We start from the raw sequence: 16907 nt of genomic DNA, 5'->3' as shown, positions 1-16907 counted from the left end.
AAAAAATAATTTGATAATTTTTAAAAGGGATGATTCGAATACTTGTAAGCACAATCATTGCTAATACATGGATTTGTTAGAGTTTAATCATTTTACATGGCATGGGGTCTATGTTATTGTGGCTAGCGTGTGTTTTTTATAAAAACGACAGAAAGAGAGGAAATTCAGTGAGTAAATTACGAATTGAAAACTTAACAAAAATTTTTGGAAATAAACAAAAAGAAGCTTTAGATTTAATTGATGAAGGTAAAAATAAACGTGAAATTTTAGAAACAACAGGAGCAACTATCGGTGTCAAGCAAGCAACTTTTGATGTCGAAGAAGGAGAGATCTTTGTCATCATGGGGCTTTCCGGAAGTGGAAAATCTACATTGGTTCGGATGCTAAATCGCTTGATTGAACCGACAAGTGGAAACATCTATATTGATGAAGATAATATTTCTGTTATGGATACAAAAGCCTTACGCGAAGTTCGCCGTAAAAAGATCAGTATGGTCTTTCAAAACTTTGGGTTATTTCCCCATCGAACCATTTTAGAAAATACAGAATATGGATTAGAAGTCCAAGGAATCGATAAAAAAGAACGTCAGAAAAACGCAGAAGCAGCTTTAGAGAATGCCGGCCTTCTTCCTTATAAAGACCAATACCCTGATCAATTATCGGGAGGAATGCAACAACGAGTAGGTCTCGCTCGCGCTTTGGCGAATGACCCCGATATCTTATTAATGGATGAAGCTTTCTCCGCATTAGATCCCTTAATTCGTCGGGATATGCAGGATGAATTAATTGAAATGCAAAAAACGATGAATAAAACGATCATTTTTATTACCCATGATTTAAATGAATCTTTACGTCTAGGCGACCGAATTGCCATCATGAGAGACGGTGAGGTTGTACAAGTGGGTACAGGGCAAGAAATTTTAGCAAATCCTGCCAATGACTATGTGAAACGTTTTGTTGAAGATATTGACCGAACGAAAGTTTATACTGCTGAACACATCATGGAAAAACCAGCGGCTCTCTCGGGTGAAAGAGAAAAACCAGCCAATGTTCTTCGTATAATGAAAGAAAATAATATGAGCAATATTTTAGTCGTCGATAAAGAGGAACGTTTGCTTGGTTATGTTACGCGCGAAGATGTCGAACACTTATATGAAAAAGGTCATGAAAATATTTCTAAAATTATTAATAAAGATGTTCCTGAAATTGAACCTGATGTTTTAGTCGATGACATTTTCGATGTCGTCCATGAAACGGAAACACCCATTGTTATTACCAATGAACAAAGTGAAATCGAAGGAATTATCGTACGTAGTAACGTGATTGGTGCAATGACAACGGGCGTACAATACGATGCAATTGATCCAGATCAAAAAGCTAAAGAAACAAAGGAGGAGATAAATCATGAGTAGTTTATTAGATTTATTACCACAATTACCTGTCTCACATGGAGTGACAAAATTAATTGAGTGGATTACCGTTCATTTTAGTTTTTTATTTGATGCTTTAGAAAATGTGGGAACCAAATTTATGGAGTTTATGACGTCCTACCTTATGTTGATTCCACCTTTAATTTTTATTCTTCTAGTCATTGTCATTGCGTATTTTGTTAATGACAGAAGATATGGATTGCCCTTTTTTGCGGGAATTGGTTTATTGTATATTCAAAACCAAAATCTTTGGGGAAACATGATGAATACTTTAACCTTAATTATCGTCGCTAGTCTTATTTCTATTGTGATTGGGATTCCTTTAGGGATTTTGATGGCTAAAAGCTCCATTGCACAAAAGATTATTCAACCGATTCTAGACTTTATGCAAACAATGCCGGCCTTTGTTTACTTAATTCCAGCAGTATCTTTCTTTGGGATCGGTATGGTGCCGGGCGTATTTGCCTCCGTCATCTTTGCACTCCCGCCCATTGTCCGCTTCACAAACCTAGGTATTCGCCAAGTCCCTGAAGAATTAGTCGAAGCAGCGGATTCGTTTGGAAGTACCGGTTGGCAAAAATTATATAAAGTAGAATTACCAAATGCTCAATCCACCATTATGGCGGGCGTTAACCAAACGGTCCTTCTTGCTTTATCTATGGTCGTTACGGCTTCAATGATTGGAGCGCCAGGCTTAGGTACCAACGTACTAACCGCTCTACAACGTGGACAAGTGGGCTCTGGTTTTGTCTCTGGATTCGCTTTAGTGGTGCTTGCGATTATTATAGACCGTCTCTTACAAAGCGCGAATAAAAATCATAGGGAATAGATGGAAAGGGAAAATTAAATGAAGAAGAAAACTATTAATTGGATGATTGGATTCTTACTTGTTGTTTTATTCTTATCAGAAGCTATTTATAGTTTTAAACATACAAATTTTTCTGAACAACGATCCGGTGAAACCATTCAAATCGTTCATAATCCTTATGAAACAGAAATTGCTTCCTCTACTGTCTTAGGTTTAGTTCTTGAAGAAGCAGGATTTAATGTGCGGATGGTTTCCGTAGACAATGCTATTATGTATGAATCCATTGCAAATGGACAATCCGATGCAATGACGGCTGCTTGGTTACCTACAACTCATGGAACAACTTATGCTGAATATGAGGATAGTTTAGATAATCTTGGGCCTAACTTGGAAGGTGCTGAAGCTGGGTTGGCCGTTCCTGATTATATGGATGTTGATTCAATCGATGCGTTAGATGATGAAGCGGATCAGACAATCATGAGTATTGAGCCTGGAGCTGGAGTTACTGTTCAGACAGAAGAAGCGATGAAAATTTATGATAATCTTCACGGTTGGGAACTTGAAAGTCCATCCACAGGCGCAATGCTTGCTTCCGTTGAAAGTGCAGTACAAAATCACGAAGAAATCATAGTCAGTGCGTGGACACCTCATTGGATGTTTGATGAATATGGCTTGAAATTATTAGATGATCCAAAATTAGCCTATGGTGAAACTGAAAGTATTTATACGTTAGCACGAAAAGGCCTAAAAGAAGAACACCCTGAAGCTTATCAAATTATAGATAACTTTTATTGGGAAGCTGAAGATATGGATCGTGTCACTCACGCTATGGAAGCCGGAGCTGATGACCGCACTGCTGCTAAAAATTGGATTAATGAAAATCGAGAGAAAGTTGATTCATGGCTTGAAGGCGTCTTTGACGAAAAGTAAATATATATATAACAACGGAGAGGATACAGTTTATATGCTGTATTCTCTCTTTTTATTCAGCAACTATCCTTTATATCTATCTCAAGATATTTCGTGTTTTTGACCCTGATCTATTTCAGTTAAAAAAGACCCCTACATTTCTTTCAAAAGGTAAGGGGTCTTTTAATGGCTTATGTAAATTTAATAATCTGCAATTGGAATAGTTCCCATGCCTACTGTTCCAACGCCGGTATGTGTACCAATCACGGGACCTAATGTGCCCACTTCGTAGTCTAAATTTGGTAATTCTTTATGAACAACTTTAATCGCATCTTGTAATTTTTCTTTATCCACTGCATGCGCAAATTTTAACATCATTTGGCCATTAAATCGTTCAAAATCTTCGCACGCAATTTCAGCTAATCGTTGGTTTACCTTTTTATCGGTTCGGATTTTTTCTAAAAGTTCGACTTCCCCTTTTCCATTCACACATAGTAAGGGGCGGATTTTTAATAAACCACCGATTTTTGCGACAGCCTTATTGGCACGCCCACTTTTTGCTAAATTATCTAAATCGGAAACTGTTAAGTAAATGGTTCCATGTTTAGCGGACCATTCTGTTTTCTTACAAATATCTTCAAATGGAACTTCTTTTTCAATCATATCCAGTGCTTGTTCTACTAAGGCGCCAATAATTAATGAGACGCCTTTTGAATCAATCACGTGTGCCTGAATTTGGTTTTTATACTCACCAATCAGCATTTTAGCTGTTTGATAGGTTCCACTGAACGTTTGAGATAAATGGATACATAATAACTGGTCATACCCTTTTTCAATAATTTCTTCAATTAAAGCAATGTATTCTCCTAGTGCTGGCTGTGAAGTAGTCGGTATTTTATCTGACGTTTGTAATTTACTGTAAAAATCTTTTTGAACTTCAGGGTCTGTACTATCTAAAAACTGAGTGCCATCTTCAAATGTCGAGGTTAAAAATAACTCATAGACATCGGGATGGTTTCTTAATTCTTCATTTACATAAGCGGTGCTATCTATAATAATAGCTGTCTTCATCTGTCTATCTCCGTTTCAATCCGAAATAATCTTTTGATCTTCTAGTCTCATTCTAGTGAGTAATTGTGAATTTATTATAAATATAGTTGGAAATAATAGACATTAATCCAATGTTTCTTTCGTTTGGCGAATAACTCGGCAGGGATTGCCTACTGCCACTGAATGTTTGGGGATATTTTTGGTTACGACACTCCCCGCACCAATGACTGAGCCCTCTCCGATTGTAACCCCTGGCATGACCGAAACGTTTGCGCCAAGCCAGACATTCTTTTCAATAGTAATTGGAAGGGCTTTTTCTAATCCTTCGTTGCGCGATTGAATATTTTCTGGATGAGTATTCGTATAGAACCCACCATCTGGTCCAATAAACACATTATCTCCAATAGTAATATAATTTCCATCCATAAAATAAGAATTCGCATTGACAAAAACATTTTTCCCTAATTTTAAATGTTTACCATAGTCTACCCAAATAGGTGCGACCATCTCCACATTTTCTGGAACCTCTCCTAGAATCTGTTCTAATAATTCATTTCTTCTTTTTAAATCCGATGGTCGTGTTTGATTGTATTCAAAACATAAGTCTTGGACTTCTCTTCGAATCTTTATGAGGCGTTCATCATTATTCGCATCATACCATTTTTCTTTTAACATTCTTTCGTATTCATTTGTCATTATTTTTTATCCCTACCCTCTTAAATACACTTTGTCTTACCTAAATACACTTTATCATACCATAGAAGTCTCTTGTTTTGAAAGCTTATTATTACAACGTTTATAACCATATATAGTTTCTACCGAAAATTATAATACAATATATGGTGTTTTATGTTGAAGTTTATCGTCAATTTGAGTATGATAGACAAGCTGAATATTTAAAACGAAGCAAGTGAGAGGATAGGAGTGTATGAGTGTGATTGTAGTTGGTGGAATGATTGGGGCTGGGAAAACTTCAGTAGCCAAATTACTGGGTCAAGAATTGGGAAGTGATGTATTCTTTGAACAGGTAGATAATAATCCTTTATTGGAATTATTTTATACGGCCACTGAAGAAGAAGAACAAGAAAAACGTTACCCTTTTTTACTACAACTAACTTTTTTAAGTAGTCGTTTTCGCTCAATTAAAGAAGCATTAGTTGATAGAAATAATGTTCTTGATCGATCCATTTATGAAGATTGGTATTTCTGTAAAATAAATTACGATATTGGTCGTATTTCGGAATTAGAATTTAAAATTTATGAAGAATTATTAGAGAACATGATGGAAGAGTTGGATGAATTACCTAAAAAAGCCCCTGATTTAATGGTTTATTTACATGGTTCTTTTGAAGAAATTCTACGTCGGATTGGAACACGTGGGCGAGACTTTGAGCAAGATGAATCATTAATGGCTTACTACAAAACTTTATGGGAAGGTTATGATGATTGGGTGGACCATCATTATGACGCGTCGCAAGTTTTGAAAATTGATATTGATAAATATGACATTGTACATAATCCAAATGACGCTAAAGAAGTGGTAGATATGGTAAAAAAAGCCTTGGAAAAACGAGATGCACAGATGCTTGAAGAAAATCATTCCCTTTAGTAAAATACGACACACTCTTGTTTAAAGACTTGGGTGTGTTTTTGTTTTGCGATTTAGATGATATTTACTCTCCTTTCTTGTATATTTATAATAACCTTAAGTTTCTTTTATTTGGCTATTGCTTTATGATGACTTAAGGTATATTCTAATACGGTTCATTTATGTGGACAATTTTTCCCACAAAATATTGTGGCTTTACAACTAATTATTTTAAGGATTGTAGGGTGTTTTTATGTCAAATTTTCTAAAAAAATTATCTGTTGCACAGACCATTGTCATCGCTTATGCTTTTGTCATTACATGCGGTGCTCTTTTGCTTTGGTTTCCTTTTTCTTCAGCAAGTGGCGAGTGGACTTCTTTTATTGATGCGCTCTTTACGGCTACATCCGCTACTGCTGTTACTGGACAGGTAACGTTAAATACGGCAACCCATTGGAACTATTTTGGGAAGACGGTTATTATCACTTTAATTGAAATTGGTGGACTTGGGTTTATGACGATCTGGATGATCTTTTATTTTTATATTCTCAAGCATCGTCCAAATCTGAGACAGCGTCGTATTGCTTCAGAATCTTTATCGCTTAGCGCAGGAGATCAAATTCAACAAAAAGTCTTTTCAATTGTGCGCTTCGCCTTAACGGTGCAATTGCTTGGTGCGATTCTTTTAGGCTTTGTTTTTCTTCCTGAATTTGGAATTGGTAAAGGAATTTATTATTCTGTTTTCCATAGTATTTCTGCTTTTTGTAATGCTGGTTTTGATTTAATCGGAAATAGCTTAATTGATTATCAAAGCAACCCCTTTATTTTACTCGTTATTGCGAGTTTAATTATGGCGGGAGGTTTAGGTTTTATCGTTTGGGAAGATTTACTGAATTACCGCAAAACTCGTAAATTAAGTAATTATTCTAAAATCGTTTTGACAACCACTATTTCATTATGGATCTTAGGAACAATTCTTTTCTGGGTAACGGAACACAAAAATGGAACCTTTGCTCACTTATCATTGGGTGATCAATTAGCGAATTACTTTTTCCTATCTGTTACGCCACGTACAGCCGGTTACGCAAACGTTGATTATGCCAACTTAAGCTTGGGGAGTCTCTTTTTAACAACAGTCTTCATGTTTATTGGCGCTTCTTCCGGCTCTACAGGAGGCGGAATTAAAGTTACTACGTTATTTGTTATTGTCTTAGTCATTTATCGCTCGATCAATTATAACCATTCAAATGTTTTAAATCGTTCCATTTCATCAGACACAATTCGTCGTTCATTCTTTATCTTTTCATCTGGGATGTTGATTGCAAGTTTGGCGACTTTTATTCTATTAAACACCGAAACCATTCCCGATAGCTTTGGGATTGAATATATATTAATTGAAGTCTTTTCTTGTATCGGAACTGTAGGATTAACTATGGGCTTAACGCCTTCTTTAACCTTAATCGGTAAAATTATACTCATCGTGCTTATGCTCATCGGCCGTGTCGGCGTGATGACATTCTTATGGTCATTAACAAATGAAAAACGTGAATCCGGAATTATCTATCCAGAAATGAATTTACTTGTTGGTTAAAGATACAAACAATTATTATTAGAGGTGAAAAGTTATGTCAGTTTCAACAATTGGTGTATTAGGACTTGGGCTTTTTGGGAGTGCAGTTGCCCGTACACTTGCAGAAAATAATGTAGATGTTATTGCCATCGATAAAAACATGGACCATGTCGAAGAAGTTTTAGATGAAGTGCCCGTAGCTGTTCAGGGGGATTTCACAAAAATGGATCATTTGATGGAAGCAGGGTTTGCTGATTGTGATGAGGTGATTATTGCTACAGCAGAAAAGCTAGAAGATTCCATCATAGCAATTCTCAATTTAAAAAAATTAGGTGTCAATAAAATTACTGCGAAAACAAAAAATCAAGATTATCAAGAAGTCTTGCTCAAAGTGGGCGCTACACGTGTCATTTTACCTGAAGTTGAAATTGGTGTTCAATTAGGGATAATGCTCGCAAACCCAACCGTTCATGAGCTTTTGAAATTAGATAATCATTATAATGTAGTGGAATTTCCTTATCATCCAACATGGGTGGGTAAATCGATTGTTGATATCGATTTTCGTAACCAATACCAAACAAATATTATCGCCATTCAACCGGCAAAAACCAACGAATTTACAATTGAATTTGGCCCAGATTATATTGTTTCAAAAGGTGATATCTTTCTCGGTGTCACAACAGATGATTCTGTTAAAAAATTAGTCAATTAAATTTACTTCGTTCTATATAAACAACTAAAATAAGACGTTTTTCTTGAACTTACTTCGAATCCGAGTTATTATCCACTTGAATAATAACTAAAGGAGAACGATATGACAGTTACAGCTAAAAGTAAAACATCTATAGAAACAGAAAGGGTTCATTTAAATACTCAAAATCCTGAAAAGTTGGCCGATTTTTATCAAACAGCTCTTGGATTAAAAATACTAAATTCAACAAAAGACTCTTTTGCGTTAGGTACACCTAACGGGACAGTATTATTAGAAATTCACAGAACAGATCTTGCTCCTCGTGAAGATACGACGGGTCTTTATCATTTAGCTTTCTTAGTACCGACTTATAAAGATTTAGGAACAATTTTACGTCACTTAATCATAAATCAAATTCCAATAACCGGTGCAAGTGATCATGGATACAGTAACGCTCTTTATTTAAATGACACTGAAGGAAATGGCATTGAAATTTATTGGGATAAGCCAGAATCTGAATGGGATATTCGAAAAGACGGTTCTATTGCAGGAATTACAGAGCCAATGGATGCTGATTCAGCTTTAGAAGCTGCATCTACTTCATTTGATGGTATGCCTGATGGAACAACAATAGGCCATGTCCATTTACATGTGGATGACCTAGAAAGCTCTTTAGAATTCTATACTGATGTAATGGGACTTGGGCTAAAATATAAATTTGGTCCAGCAGCAATGTTTTTGGCAAGCGGTAATTACCATCATCATTTAGGAATTAACATTTGGAAATCTGGACAATTAATAAAACCTGATCGTTTAGCACCCGGGCTACGTACTGTTGAGTGGTCAGGTAATGAAGAGGATCTTAAATATATTGAAAATAAACTAAATGAAAAAAAGATCAAATACACAAACAATCATAATATTCTTATATTTAAAGATCCTGCAGGCATTGAGCACAGCATTTCAGCAAATTAATTCTTATAAAATAAAAAGCTCTCCTTCGTCTTTCTTAAAAAGACTGACAAAGGAGAGCTTTTTCAATACCTAAATTTATTTAATTGTGCCCCATTATTGCATGTGGAACGTAATGCTTTTCTAAAGCTTCGATATCTTCTTCATCTAATTTTACATCCAGCGCTCCTACAAAGTCGTCTAAGTATTTTTCTTTTGTAATGCCTACAATTGGAGCAACAACACCCTTTTCCCAAAGCCAAGCCGTTGCAATTTGAGCACGCGTTGCATCGTGTTTTTTAGCAACACGTCCAACTTCTTCAATAATTTTACGATCTGTTTCTTCTGTGCTATCATATTTCATTTTAGCCACTTTATCGGTTTTCATCCGCTCAGAGTCCGTATCCCATTCTCTGGCCAAACGCCCAGCTGCAAGTGGACTGTATGGCACTAATGCTACACCTGTTTCTTTTGTGTAAGGATTCATTTCACGTTCTTCTTCTCGATACACTAGATTATAATGATTTTGCATAGCCACAAACTTCGTCCATCCATTGATTTCGGCAACCTGCTGAGCTTTTTGGAACTGATAAGTATACATACTTGAAGCCCCAATGTAATGAACTTTCCCTGATCGCACTAAGTCATTTAACGCCTGCATCGTCTCTTCAATCGGTGTCTCGTAGTCCCAACGATGAATATATAAGATATCCACATAATCCATACCCAAACGTTCTAAGCTTGCTTCAACTTCGTGCAAAATGTGCTTTCTTGAAAGCCCCGCTCCATTCGGCCCTTCGTGCATTCGTCCATTTACTTTTGTAGAAATCACGACTTCTTCTCGATTTGCAAAATCCTTCATTGCACGACCAAGAAATTCTTCACTTACTCCAAGACTATAGATATTTGCCGTATCAAAAAAATTAATCCCTACATTCAATGCTTTTTTGATGGTTTTTCGAGATTCTTCTTCATCTAATAACCAATCATGCATCCATATATCTGGATCTCCAAAACTCATACAGCCTAAACAAATTTTTGAAACATCTAAACCAGTATTTCCTAATTTCTCATATTTCAAACGAATTCCTCCTCATTCTTTGAGAGCGTTCTATTTCTCATTATAGCAAATATTCTATGGATTGCTATTTCAAAAATTTCTTTCTTGGTCGTGTTTAACCGTAAACATTGAATAATTATGGATAAGCAAATATAATGAAGAGGAAGAAAAGACTAATTAGAGAAAGAAAGGAATGTGCTATGGGCTTATTAGTAGATGGAAAATGGTTTGATCGCTGGTATGACACTGAAGAGTCAGGAGGACGGTTTATTCGCTCAGATTCTCAATTTCGTAATTGGATAACACCGGATGGAAGTCCTGGTCCGACTGGAGATGGTGGATTTAAGGCCGAACCGCATCGATATCATTTGTATGTTTCGTATGCCTGTCCGTGGGCAAGTCGTGCTTTAATCATGCGGAGTTTGAAAGGACTCGAAGATATTATTTCAGTTTCTGTTGTGAATCCTTTAATGGCTGAGAATGGTTGGACTTTTGAACCTGTTGAAGGAGTGGTCGCAGATCCTATAATGAATGCGGACTATTTATATGAAATATATACAAAAGTTAAGCCAGATTATAGTGGACGTGTCACTGTACCCGTTCTTTATGATTTGAAAACAGACACAATTGTAAACAACGAATCTTCAGAAATCATGCGAATGTTTAATTCGGCTTTTCAAGGCTTAGGTGGTAGTGATTATGATTTCGCACCAGAAGAATTACTTCCAGAAATTGATGAGATGAATGAGCGTGTTTACGATTCTATTAATAATGGTGTCTACAAAGCAGGCTTTGCAACAAAACAAGACGTCTATGAAGAAGAAGTCACTAAGATTTTTGACGAACTAGATCGATTAGAAGAACATTTAGAAACAAATGAATACTTAGTTGCCAACAAAATCACGGAAGCTGATTGGCGATTATTTACTACGCTTGTGCGCTTTGATTCCGTTTATCATGGACACTTTAAATGTAACATAAAACAATTAATTGACTATCCAAATCTATGGCGCTATACTCGGGAGCTTTATAATTGGCCAGGGATAGCAAGTACTGTAAATTTTGACCATATTAAAGAACATTATTATCGAAGTCATGAAACTATTAATCCAAACGGCATCGTTCCAAAAGGCCCGGCGTTAGACTGGAGTTTAGATTACTAAATATTAAATAAAAAAGTTTCGTTAATCATGAACCAATCTGCCCCTGTCAAGTAGACAGGTAAGTAAATAAAATATTTTGTGCCATGTATGAGATTTCTTATACATGGTTTTTCCTTATGCTAGAATATTTAATCCAATTTTCAACGTCATTCGTTTCGAAACTCGTGTAGGTCTTCAAATGATACATTTCTTCTTTAATAATCCCCCAAAAAGTTCTCCATTGTCCCATTATCAATAGACTTACCCACACAAGACATACTCTGTAATAATCTTCTCTCACTTCACTTTCAAAGCCAGAAACGCCAAATGCATTCGATAAATTCTTTACTAAATCAAATTTCATAATTACTTTCCTTACGCTAATTAATTTGTTGTTCCGTCATATTATATTTATTTTATCTGCGAAAAACGGAATTAAATAGAATTAGCCCTTAAAATAACTATGAATGATGACGGACCGCAATGTTCCTATAATTAAGTATTATTCAAAGTAATTTCTTTTAATATTAGGATCTATCTCCCGAAGTAGACTTATATTTTTAGGCTAACTTCGGGACGTAAAAACACTTATCTTTAGGAGTAGGCTCATTTTTTCCGCATACTCCTTAGAATAGGACCGTTACCCTAAGAAGTAAGACCAATTTTTCCACATACTCCTTAGGATAGGACCGTTATCCTAAGAAGCGAGGCCATTTTTCTCAATCATTCCTTAGGATATAAAATCCATTCTCTAAAAATTAAAATCTTATACTCTCCTATACACGAAAAAAAGCCACTACTCTAAATCCATAAAATTTAGACTCGTCGCTTTTCTCAAGAAAAAATATTTAATTTGTAGATTTAATTTTTTTCTCATGCTTATTAATAACTTCTTCTGTTTCTTTATCAAAGAAATGAACCTTATTCATATCCATCATAATCTCGATTTCATAACCAGGTTCATGATAATCTTGAGCATCTACAATAGCTGTCATTTCAGTATCTCCAACCTTTAGATAAAGATTCGCATCGGAACCAGTCAACTCCGATACCGTAATCTTTGCAGGCATCGCTTCATCAGATGGAGTCTCTGAATCTTCCACATATTCATGAACATGCTCCGGGCGAATACCAAAAATAATTTCTTGCCCTTCGTAGCCATTTTCGTCTAAGTATTTTCGATTTTCTTCATCAACGGGTAAATTAAGTCCTTTTCCATCACTAATTTTACCATTGTTATAAGTAACATCATAAAAGTTCATCGCCGGAGAGCCAATAAAACTAGCCACAAACACATTATCTGGCGAGTTAAAAACTTCGTAAGGAGCGCCTACTTGTTGAATAACACCATCATTCATAATAACGATTCGAGAAGCTAAGGTCATAGCTTCCGTTTGATCATGCGTCACATAAATCGTTGTCGATCCCAGTTCTTCGTGAAGCTTCGCAATTTCAGTTCTCATCTTAACTCGTAACTTAGCATCCAAGTTAGAAAGAGGTTCATCCATTAAAAATAATTTTGGATTACGAACAACCGCTCGTCCCAATGCGACACGTTGTCTTTGCCCACCAGATAAAACAGCTGGTTTCCGGTCCAAGAATTCCGTTAAACCTAGTAACTCAGCAGCATTTTCTACACGTTCTTTAATACTATCTTTTTTCACTTTTCGTAATTTTAAACCAAAGGCCATATTATCAAAAACGGTCATATGAGGATATAAGGCATAATTTTGAAAAACCATCGCAATATCTCTTTCCTTAGGTTCTACATCATTCATCAAGTCCTCGTCAATATACAACTCACCGTCAGTAATTTCTTCCAGACCTGCTATCATACGTAAAGTCGTCGTTTTTCCACAACCTGAAGGCCCAACAAAAACAATAAATTCGTGATCGTCTATTTCAAGATTAAAATCTTCTACAGCATAATCGTCCGCTCCATCATAACGTTTAGACATCTTTTCCATGCTTACTTTTGCCATTAGATCTTCTCCTTTATTTATTGTTTTGAAACAATCCTTTTTAAAAATCTGTTCATTAAAAAATAAAAAACTAAAACATTGAGTCTACTGAAAATATAACATACCCTACTGTTCTATTCTAACAAGACGCTTATTGACCAACGCTTAAAACAAAAATCGCTAAACAAGAAGAATAAAAATCCTTGTTTAGCGATGGAAAAAATAATTTAAGTTGTTAATAAAATTAAAATGTATTCAAAATATAATCCGCAATGTTATTTGCATGATCGGATAATCTTTCTAAATTACTGAGAGCTTCTAAAAAGACCATTCCTGGTTTAGCACCGCATATTTTTTTATTCGAACGCTCAATATGCTTATTCCTATTATTTTCTTCTATTCTGTCGACTTCATCTTCTATTTCGTAAACTGTTCGCGATAAATCCGCATCTGTAAATTCAAAGGCCGTTTTTGTTGCACTAACTACTTGAATACATTTATCAAACAAATCTGTAAGACCTTCCATTGCTGGGTCAGTGAATGCTATATCATTTTCAACCATATACCGAGCCAGTTGTTCTAAATTATCAATATGGTCACCCATTCTTTCAATATCATTGACCGTATATAGGTATTTATTGATCTGATTTTGTTGTAAATCTGCTAAAGTCTCATTGGATAAATCCATTAGATAAGTTGTTATTTCTTGATCTAATTGATCAATCAAATTTTCTCGTTCTAAAATTTTATCTGATTGGCTCAAATCTTTATTAGTAAGAGAATCTTTCACTTCTACCAAGTTTTCTAAGACAAGATCAGTCATTCGCAATATTTCTTTATGCACTTGTCCTAAAGCAATGGAAGGTGTTTCAGTAATTCTTTTATCTAAATAAATAGTCGCTGTTTCTTCTTCTTCATCTTCTCCAGGAACGATCCAGTTTGCAATTTTTATAATGATATTAACGAATGGAAGCAGCAGAAGAACACTAATAATATTAAAAAGGGTGTGAGTATTTGCAATTTGGCGTGAAATGTTTGTAGGAGAGATGGCTAATACAAGCTTTCGAATCGGCATATCTAAAAATAGCATAAAAATAACAGTACCAGCAATTTTAAATATTAAATTAATAATAGCTGCCCTTTTAGCATTTTTCTTAGCACCTATACTAGAAAGCATACCAGTGGTTGTTGTTCCAATATTTCCTCCTAATAAAATAGGAACTGCACGGTTGATATTAATTAAACCTTCCGTACCTAATGCTTGTAATAAACCTACAGCCGCACTACTACTTTGTACTAAAGTCGTTAAAAGGAAGCCAAATAATACACCTAAAATAGGATTATCTAATGTGCTCATCACACGAACAAACTCAGGAAATGCTGATAAAAGAACTAAGCCACTACTCATCATATCCATACCTATAAATAAAATACCTACACCTATAATTACTTCAGCAAGGTCTTTCGTTCTTTTTTGAGGAGAGAACATTAAGAGTGCTACTCCTATAATTACAGCCAAAGGAGCATACTCGGATAAATTAAGAGCAATCAATTGACCTGTAATTGTGGTACCAATATTTGCTCCCATGATAACACCTGCAGCTTGTGTTAGGGACATAATTCCAGCATTCACAAATCCTATGACCATTACAGTCGTCCCACTACTACTCTGTATCAATACTGTAACTAGAGTACCAACTAGTATACCCATATAGATATTAGTAGTGAGTATTTCAATAATTTTTTTCAATTCATTCCCAGCTGTTTTTTGTAAGCCGGCACTCATCATGGTCATTCCATATAAAAATAATCCTAGACCACCTAATACAGTCAAAGCTATATCCATAATCAAACTCCTATACTATTTTGTTTTATAAATACAAAAGCACGTTAACAAAATCCTACTATAATAAAATAGAAGGATTTTGTTAACATTAAATTTAATTTTTAGAGCATTTTATCTTTTAAACGAGTTTTATTCTTTTCATATTTCTGAAGTTAATAATATTCATTGCCTCTATTTTACAATACTTTTATATAAAATACTAACTTTGATTTAAAATAAATTGATTTTTGGACAAAAATTGATTGTTTTCTTTTCATTTCAAGTATACTAAATACACAAAAATAGGAAGGTGATAAAATGTCTTTTAATTATTCAAAAATTACACTCGATGATAGTATTAAAATAGGATCAGATGAGGCCCCTTTAAAAATCGTCGAATATATTAATTTACGTTGCCCTGATTCCAAAAATTATGAAGAAAATATAGCACCATTTTTAGAATCCTATATTAAACAAGGCAAGATACAACGTATTTTAAAACATTTTGATAAGGAAAAATATCCATTAGAAGTTGGAAATGTATTCAATCAATATTTAAATTATGATACACCAGAAGAATCCTTTCATCTGATTAAAAAATTATTTAAGGAACAAGCAACTTGGGGGAAACAACGTCTTTCTCAAATTCCGCATATCGCTAAAGATTACGGACTTTCACTCCAGACAAAAAATCGCAAGCAAGCGTTGCGAATTGATGAAGAAGTACATTCGGTAAATGTGACAAACGTTCCAACGATTTTTGTAGGCGAAACAGCCTTTGTTGAAACCATCAATCTCGAAGAATTTAAAGATGCCGTGGAAGAATATTTTGAATAAAAAGAGGAAGGCGAACTTCTGTTAATTAGATGTCCGCCTTTTCTTATTTCCTATAAAATCCTACTCTTTCACACGTCCAACGACACCATCCTGTAACCTTACCTTAATTCCATGCGGATGCGTGGGCGAATTTGTTAAAATCTTTGAAACAATTCCTTCTGTCAACTTTCCTGAACGTTGATCTTGTTTTTGGACGACCTTGACCTTTGTTCCTACTTTAATATTTTCTCTTTTTGTCCCGTCTACCATAACTTCCTCCTTAAGTTTTTTAGCAATCTCTTCTTCGGTGTAATATAATTCTTTTTTTAAATCTGCAAAGCTTTCTTCAATTAACTTTCTGTCATGCTTTTTATTTGAATCCTCTGTATTAAGTATAATTTTGCTTATTTCAACCCTATATTCAACCGTATTTTTTTATTTTCATTAAATTATAACATTAAGTCCGACTACATTCCCTAACTTTGTACGATTGCAATAGCTCTCACTGGCGAGCCGTCACCCTTTTTTATTTTTAAAGGCAAACCGTAAAACGTAAAGGACGAGTGCTTTGGGATTTTATCTAAATTTACTAAATTGGTATAAGTAATGATTCCTCGTTTTAATAAGGCCCGTTCTAATTCTTCAGTAATCTCTCCCCCTACAAATTTTGGATTTGCTTCAAGGAATTGAGGTAAATAATTGAGGTCAACTTCCTCTGTAAAAAACAACTCTATATTTTTAGGCCATTCTTTTGAACATTCAACTACTTGGGCTTCACCAAAAAAGCTTTCCACAGATATTTCATCTAAAGAGTCCATTCCTTGATGCATATGAGAGAATGCATCGACGTGCGTTCCAGTATGACTTCCAAGATTTAAGTTTCTTAACTCCCAGCCATTCTTTTCATAGGTATGAGCAACCTCTATTTTTACCTCTGGATCTCCAGGAAAAACCTTCATCCCCGTTTCTAATGTTATCGATAAATCAATTATTTTCATCTTTTTCTTCTCCATTAATAATAATTACAAGAATCTTACCATAATATTGTGCATTTTTAGGCTTAAAATAAAAAATCATAAGAATAGATGTCTAAAATATAAACCATC

At 35.0% G+C, this 16907-nt stretch carries 15 protein-coding genes and 1 pseudogene; 8 read left to right on the top strand and 8 right to left on the bottom strand.

What is annotated here, in order from left to right; translation table 11 throughout:
* The first annotated feature begins 167 nt into the window (after nucleotides 1–167).
* On the top strand, nucleotides 168–1412 hold the full coding sequence (locus tag BUB96_RS00145; RefSeq protein WP_073294354.1) for a quaternary amine ABC transporter ATP-binding protein: 1245 nt from the start codon (nucleotides 168–170) through the stop codon (nucleotides 1410–1412).
* A pseudogene (locus BUB96_RS00140) lies at nucleotides 1405–3168 on the top strand (ABC transporter permease/substrate binding protein). The gene BUB96_RS00145 and the pseudogene BUB96_RS00140 overlap by 8 nt, the downstream one beginning before the upstream one ends.
* A gap of 180 nt (nucleotides 3169–3348) precedes the next feature.
* Here BUB96_RS00140 and BUB96_RS00135 read toward each other — a convergent pair.
* On the bottom strand, nucleotides 3349–4218 hold the full coding sequence (locus BUB96_RS00135) for a DegV family protein (protein WP_073294351.1): 870 nt from the start codon (nucleotides 4216–4218) through the stop codon (nucleotides 3349–3351).
* A gap of 102 nt (nucleotides 4219–4320) precedes the next feature.
* Nucleotides 4321–4893, bottom strand: coding sequence for a sugar O-acetyltransferase (locus BUB96_RS00130; RefSeq protein ID WP_073294348.1), 573 nt, complete (start codon nucleotides 4891–4893; stop codon nucleotides 4321–4323).
* A 232-nt stretch (nucleotides 4894–5125) separates the two neighbouring features.
* Between BUB96_RS00130 and BUB96_RS00125 the strand changes: the two genes are divergently transcribed.
* The 4 genes from BUB96_RS00125 to BUB96_RS00110 all read left to right on the top strand — a co-directional run bounded on the left by BUB96_RS00125 (nucleotide 5126) and on the right by BUB96_RS00110 (nucleotide 9021).
* Nucleotides 5126–5806: a deoxynucleoside kinase gene (locus BUB96_RS00125; RefSeq protein WP_073294344.1), complete on the top strand. Its 681-nt coding sequence runs from the start codon at nucleotides 5126–5128 to the stop codon at nucleotides 5804–5806.
* Between the two features lie 232 nt (nucleotides 5807–6038).
* Nucleotides 6039–7376, top strand: a complete 1338-nt coding sequence (locus tag BUB96_RS00120) for a TrkH family potassium uptake protein (RefSeq protein ID WP_073294341.1) — start codon at nucleotides 6039–6041, stop codon at nucleotides 7374–7376.
* A gap of 34 nt (nucleotides 7377–7410) precedes the next feature.
* Nucleotides 7411–8067: a potassium channel family protein gene (locus BUB96_RS00115; RefSeq protein WP_073294338.1), complete on the top strand. Its 657-nt coding sequence runs from the start codon at nucleotides 7411–7413 to the stop codon at nucleotides 8065–8067.
* A 102-nt stretch (nucleotides 8068–8169) separates the two neighbouring features.
* Nucleotides 8170–9021 carry a VOC family protein gene (locus BUB96_RS00110; protein ID WP_073294334.1) on the top strand — a complete coding sequence of 284 codons (852 nt, stop codon included), beginning with the start codon at nucleotides 8170–8172 and terminating at the stop codon, nucleotides 9019–9021.
* A 79-nt stretch (nucleotides 9022–9100) separates the two neighbouring features.
* Here BUB96_RS00110 and BUB96_RS00105 read toward each other — a convergent pair whose 3' ends face one another.
* Nucleotides 9101–10078, bottom strand: coding sequence for an aldo/keto reductase (locus BUB96_RS00105; protein WP_073294331.1), 978 nt, complete (start codon nucleotides 10076–10078; stop codon nucleotides 9101–9103).
* Nucleotides 10079–10257: 179 nt separating this feature from the next.
* Between BUB96_RS00105 and BUB96_RS00100 the strand changes: the two genes are divergently transcribed.
* A complete protein-coding gene (locus tag BUB96_RS00100; protein ID WP_073294328.1) occupies nucleotides 10258–11220 on the top strand; it encodes a glutathione S-transferase family protein in 963 nt (320 codons plus the stop codon).
* A gap of 97 nt (nucleotides 11221–11317) precedes the next feature.
* On the opposite strand, the gene BUB96_RS00095 is transcribed toward BUB96_RS00100, so the two are convergent.
* The 3 genes from BUB96_RS00095 to BUB96_RS00085 all read right to left on the bottom strand — a co-directional run bounded on the left by BUB96_RS00095 (nucleotide 11318) and on the right by BUB96_RS00085 (nucleotide 15006).
* Nucleotides 11318–11563, bottom strand: coding sequence for a hypothetical protein (locus BUB96_RS00095; RefSeq protein WP_073294325.1), 246 nt, complete (start codon nucleotides 11561–11563; stop codon nucleotides 11318–11320).
* A gap of 484 nt (nucleotides 11564–12047) precedes the next feature.
* Complete coding sequence (locus BUB96_RS00090; RefSeq protein WP_073294322.1) at nucleotides 12048–13181, bottom strand: ABC transporter ATP-binding protein; 1134 nt, start codon at nucleotides 13179–13181, stop codon at nucleotides 12048–12050.
* A 223-nt stretch (nucleotides 13182–13404) separates the two neighbouring features.
* Nucleotides 13405–15006 carry a Na/Pi cotransporter family protein gene (locus BUB96_RS00085; protein WP_073294319.1) on the bottom strand — a complete coding sequence of 534 codons (1602 nt, stop codon included), beginning with the start codon at nucleotides 15004–15006 and terminating at the stop codon, nucleotides 13405–13407.
* A gap of 297 nt (nucleotides 15007–15303) precedes the next feature.
* Here BUB96_RS00085 and BUB96_RS00080 point away from each other — a divergent pair, with 297 nt between their 5' ends.
* Complete coding sequence (locus tag BUB96_RS00080; protein ID WP_073294316.1) at nucleotides 15304–15822, top strand: thioredoxin domain-containing protein; 519 nt, start codon at nucleotides 15304–15306, stop codon at nucleotides 15820–15822.
* 60 nt (nucleotides 15823–15882) lie between these two features.
* Here the strand turns inward: BUB96_RS00080 and BUB96_RS00075 are convergent, their stop codons facing one another.
* Both BUB96_RS00075 and BUB96_RS00070 read right to left on the bottom strand, forming a co-directional pair.
* On the bottom strand, nucleotides 15883–16071 hold the full coding sequence (locus BUB96_RS00075; protein ID WP_073294313.1) for a YwbE family protein: 189 nt from the start codon (nucleotides 16069–16071) through the stop codon (nucleotides 15883–15885).
* A gap of 206 nt (nucleotides 16072–16277) precedes the next feature.
* The gene (locus BUB96_RS00070) at nucleotides 16278–16799 is read right to left on the bottom strand and encodes a cyclase family protein (protein ID WP_073294310.1); all 522 of its coding nucleotides are present in this window, start codon (nucleotides 16797–16799) and stop codon (nucleotides 16278–16280) included.
* Nucleotides 16800–16907 lie beyond the last annotated feature (108 nt).

The organism is Atopostipes suicloacalis DSM 15692, from assembly GCF_900129085.1.
Taxonomy (GTDB): Bacteria; Bacillota; Bacilli; order Lactobacillales; family Carnobacteriaceae_A; genus Atopostipes; species Atopostipes suicloacalis.
Note: the sequence above shows the minus strand (reverse complement) of the source record. Positions and strands in the feature narration are given on the sequence as shown.

Excerpts from the sequence above, each read along its gene's own strand:
- BUB96_RS00100 (WP_073294328.1), top strand. The coding sequence starts at position 10,258 with ATGGGCTTATTAGTAGATGGAAAATGGTTTGATCGCTGGTATGACACT.
- BUB96_RS00075 (WP_073294313.1), bottom strand. The coding sequence starts at position 16,071 with ATGGTAGACGGGACAAAAAGAGAAAATATTAAAGTAGGAACAAAGGTC.
- BUB96_RS00115 (WP_073294338.1), top strand. The coding sequence starts at position 7,411 with ATGTCAGTTTCAACAATTGGTGTATTAGGACTTGGGCTTTTTGGGAGT.
- BUB96_RS00080 (WP_073294316.1), top strand. The coding sequence starts at position 15,304 with ATGTCTTTTAATTATTCAAAAATTACACTCGATGATAGTATTAAAATA.
- BUB96_RS00095 (WP_073294325.1), bottom strand. The coding sequence starts at position 11,563 with ATGAAATTTGATTTAGTAAAGAATTTATCGAATGCATTTGGCGTTTCT.
- BUB96_RS00090 (WP_073294322.1), bottom strand. The coding sequence starts at position 13,181 with ATGGCAAAAGTAAGCATGGAAAAGATGTCTAAACGTTATGATGGAGCG.
- BUB96_RS00130 (WP_073294348.1), bottom strand. The coding sequence starts at position 4,893 with ATGACAAATGAATACGAAAGAATGTTAAAAGAAAAATGGTATGATGCG.
- BUB96_RS00125 (WP_073294344.1), top strand. The coding sequence starts at position 5,126 with ATGAGTGTGATTGTAGTTGGTGGAATGATTGGGGCTGGGAAAACTTCA.
- BUB96_RS00120 (WP_073294341.1), top strand. The coding sequence starts at position 6,039 with ATGTCAAATTTTCTAAAAAAATTATCTGTTGCACAGACCATTGTCATC.
- BUB96_RS00135 (WP_073294351.1), bottom strand. The coding sequence starts at position 4,218 with ATGAAGACAGCTATTATTATAGATAGCACCGCTTATGTAAATGAAGAA.
- BUB96_RS00070 (WP_073294310.1), bottom strand. The coding sequence starts at position 16,799 with ATGAAAATAATTGATTTATCGATAACATTAGAAACGGGGATGAAGGTT.
- BUB96_RS00110 (WP_073294334.1), top strand. The coding sequence starts at position 8,170 with ATGACAGTTACAGCTAAAAGTAAAACATCTATAGAAACAGAAAGGGTT.
- BUB96_RS00085 (WP_073294319.1), bottom strand. The coding sequence starts at position 15,006 with ATGGATATAGCTTTGACTGTATTAGGTGGTCTAGGATTATTTTTATAT.